General features: G+C 61.6%; 4 protein-coding genes. All 4 read left to right on the top strand.

All coding sequences use genetic code 11. The annotated features are described in order from the left end of the window. Window positions 1–240: 240 nt before the first annotated feature. The 4 genes from purE to ACE04F_RS15185 all read left to right on the top strand — a co-directional run bounded on the left by purE (window position 241) and on the right by ACE04F_RS15185 (window position 2,800). On the top strand, window positions 241–732 hold the full coding sequence (gene purE / locus ACE04F_RS15170) for a 5-(carboxyamino)imidazole ribonucleotide mutase (protein ID WP_003196369.1): 492 nt from the start codon (window positions 241–243) through the stop codon (window positions 730–732). Between the two features lie 12 nt (window positions 733–744). Then, the gene (locus ACE04F_RS15175; RefSeq protein WP_486107903.1) at window positions 745–1,830 is read left to right on the top strand and encodes a 5-(carboxyamino)imidazole ribonucleotide synthase; all 1,086 of its coding nucleotides are present in this window, start codon (window positions 745–747) and stop codon (window positions 1,828–1,830) included. A 102-nt stretch (window positions 1,831–1,932) separates the two neighbouring features. After that, window positions 1,933–2,178, top strand: coding sequence for a GlsB/YeaQ/YmgE family stress response membrane protein (locus ACE04F_RS15180; RefSeq protein ID WP_256229514.1), 246 nt, complete (start codon window positions 1,933–1,935; stop codon window positions 2,176–2,178). Window positions 2,179–2,263: 85 nt separating this feature from the next. Further along, a complete protein-coding gene (locus ACE04F_RS15185; protein WP_305497682.1) occupies window positions 2,264–2,800 on the top strand; it encodes a DUF3299 domain-containing protein in 537 nt (178 codons plus the stop codon). Window positions 2,801–2,888: the final 88 nt, after the last annotated feature.

A 2,888-nucleotide genomic window follows, 5' to 3' on the forward strand; every position in this document is an offset into this window, starting at 1 on the left:
GCCCCGCTCCCACCAGGAATAGCAGTGACGGTACGCTGACCTTCGAGTCAATAAAACCGCTGCTTTAACGCAAAAGACAGATGGTCGGCGAAAGTGCGTTTAATCCGCCATTTTCGGTATACTGCCCGGCCTTCGGTCGGTCCACCCGGCCATAATTCGTACAACAAGCCACGCCGGTTTCCTGCGTGGCTTGTTGTTTTTTGACGCGCCCCAGGGCGCCCAGAGAGAAGAGGCACGACGATGAGTGCACTGGTTGGCGTGATCATGGGCTCCAAGTCCGATTGGTCCACCCTTAGCCACACCGCCGATATGCTGGAAAAGCTCGGCATCCCTTACGAGGTGAAAGTGGTGTCCGCCCACCGTACCCCGGACCTGCTGTTCCAGTACGCCGAAGAAGCCGAGGCGCGTGGCATCGAAGTGATCATCGCCGGCGCCGGCGGCGCGGCTCACCTGCCTGGCATGTGCGCGGCCAAGACGCACTTGCCGGTACTGGGCGTGCCAGTACAGTCGTCGATGCTCTCGGGCGTCGACTCGTTGCTGTCGATCGTGCAGATGCCGGCCGGCATCCCGGTTGCCACCCTGGCCATCGGCAAGGCCGGTGCGATCAACGCAGCCCTGTTGTCTGCAAGTATCCTGGGCGCCAAGCATCCACAGTTTCATACCGTGCTGAAAAAATTCCGCGCTGAGCAGACAGACAGCGTCCTGGACAATCCAGACCCACGCATTGCCTGAGGTTGTTGACGAATGAAGATCGGTGTAATCGGTGGCGGCCAGTTGGGCCGCATGTTGGCCCTGGCGGGTACGCCGCTGGGGATGAACTTCGCTTTCCTGGATCCGGCGCCGGACGCCTGTGCCGCGGCACTGGGTGAACACCTGCGTGCCGATTACGGCGATCAGGATCACCTGCGCCAGTTGGCCGACGAAGTCGACCTGGTGACCTTCGAGTTCGAAAGCGTCCCGGCCGAGACCGTTGCTTTTCTGTCCCAGTTCGTCCCGGTCTTCCCGAGCGCCGAAGCCTTGCGGATCGCCCGCGACCGATGGTTCGAAAAGAACATGTTCAAGGACCTGGGCATTCCGACCCCGGCCTTCGCCGACATTCAATCCCAAGCCGACCTGGAAGCCGCCGTTGCTGCCATCGGCCTGCCGGCCGTGCTCAAGACCCGCACCCTGGGTTACGACGGCAAGGGCCAGAAGGTCCTGCGCAACCCTGAAGACGTCGCCGGCACATTCGCCGAGCTGGGCAGCGTCGGCTGCCTGCTGGAAGGCTTCGTGCCTTTCACCGGCGAAGTCTCGCTGATCGCTGTGCGTGCCCGTGACGGTGAAATCCGTTTCTACCCGCTGGTGCACAACACCCACAAGGACGGCATCCTCAAGCTGTCCGTCGCCAGCACCGACCACCCGCTGCAGGCCCTGGCGGAAGACTACTCCAGCCGAGTACTCAAGCAGCTCGATTATGTCGGCGTCATGGCGTTCGAATTCTTCGAAGTGGACGGCGGGCTCAAGGCCAATGAAATCGCCCCGCGTGTGCACAACTCCGGGCACTGGACCACCGAAGGCGCCGAGTGCAGCCAGTTCGAAAACCACCTGCGGGCGGTCGCCGGGCTGCCGCTGGGGTCGACCGCCAAGGTCGGCGAAAGCGCGATGTTGAACTTCATTGGCAAAGTGCCGGACACCGAGAAGGTCCTGGCGATCGCCGACTGCCACCTGCATCACTACGGCAAGGCGTTCAAGGTCGGGCGCAAGGTTGGTCACGCCAACCTGCGTTGCGCCGACCGGGCCACGCTGGCCCAGCAGATCATCAAGGTCGAGACGCTGATCGCCGAGCAATAATCTGAAACATTGGTGGAACCATTCGTCGGTCGTCTTCTCTCATGGCAAGGTGCCAAAGTCTGACTAGGCTTTGGCATAGCTACTCAATTAGAGGGGAATACCATGGGAATCATCGGAACCATTTTTATCGGCCTGATCGTCGGCCTGCTTGCGCGCTTCCTGAAGCCTGGCGATGACAGCATGGGCTGGATCATGACCATCCTGCTGGGTATTGGCGGTTCATTGGCAGCCACTTACGGCGGCCAGGCCCTGGGCATCTATCAGGCAGGCGAAGGTGCTGGTTTCCTCGGTGCCCTGGTGGGCGCGGTGGTGCTGCTGGTGATCTACGGCCTGATCAAAAGGAACTGACCCAAGCGCGAAAGTCCTCTGCGCGTGGCGCGCGCGGAGGGCTAGAATGCCCGGCGTCGTATTTTCCCTTATGCCGAGCCCTTTCATGCGCCGTCTACTGCTGACCTTCCTGCTGCTGGGCACTGGCCTGGCCCACGCCGCCGAGCTGCCCGAAACCGACTGGCTCGAACTGATGCCCAAGTCGGACCAGAAAGCCCTCGAGGCCATGCCCGAGATCGATCACAACTCCCCCGAAGCCAACGGCACCTTCACCGAAAAGGGTGGCCTGAAGCAGAGCAAAGGCTTGCCGGCGGTGATGTATTCGACCAAGACCGTGGCATCAATGAACGACAAGCACATCCGCATCGGCGGCTACCCGGTGCCGCTGGAAACCGACGCCAAGGGCCGCAGCACGCTGTTTTTCCTGGTGCCTTACCCCGGTGCCTGCATCCACGTCCCGCCACCGCCGCCCAATCAACTGGTGCTGGTGCGTTATCCCAAGGGCTTGAAGCTGGATGATATCTACACGCCGCTGTGGGTCACCGGCACGCTGAAGATCGAAAAGGTCGACAATGACCTGGCGAGCGCGGCGTATGCGATGGAGGCGCAGAAGGTGCGGGTGGTGCAGGAGGCGGATTTGTAGGCTTGGCATCAACCCATTGTGGGAGCGAGCCTGCTCGCGAAGGCGGTTTGTCAGTCAAGATAGTATTCACTGACACGCTGCCTTCGCG

The organism is Pseudomonas sp. AGC41 (genome assembly GCF_057334555.1).

What these genes read in the sequence shown, in the direction of transcription:
- ACE04F_RS15180 (WP_256229514.1), top strand. Translation starts at nt 1,933, where the DNA reads ATGGGAATCATCGGAACCATTTTTATCGGCCTGATCGTCGGCCTGCTT.
- ACE04F_RS15175 (WP_486107903.1), top strand. Translation starts at nt 745, where the DNA reads ATGAAGATCGGTGTAATCGGTGGCGGCCAGTTGGGCCGCATGTTGGCC.
- ACE04F_RS15185 (WP_305497682.1), top strand. Translation starts at nt 2,264, where the DNA reads ATGCGCCGTCTACTGCTGACCTTCCTGCTGCTGGGCACTGGCCTGGCC.
- purE (WP_003196369.1), top strand. Translation starts at nt 241, where the DNA reads ATGAGTGCACTGGTTGGCGTGATCATGGGCTCCAAGTCCGATTGGTCC.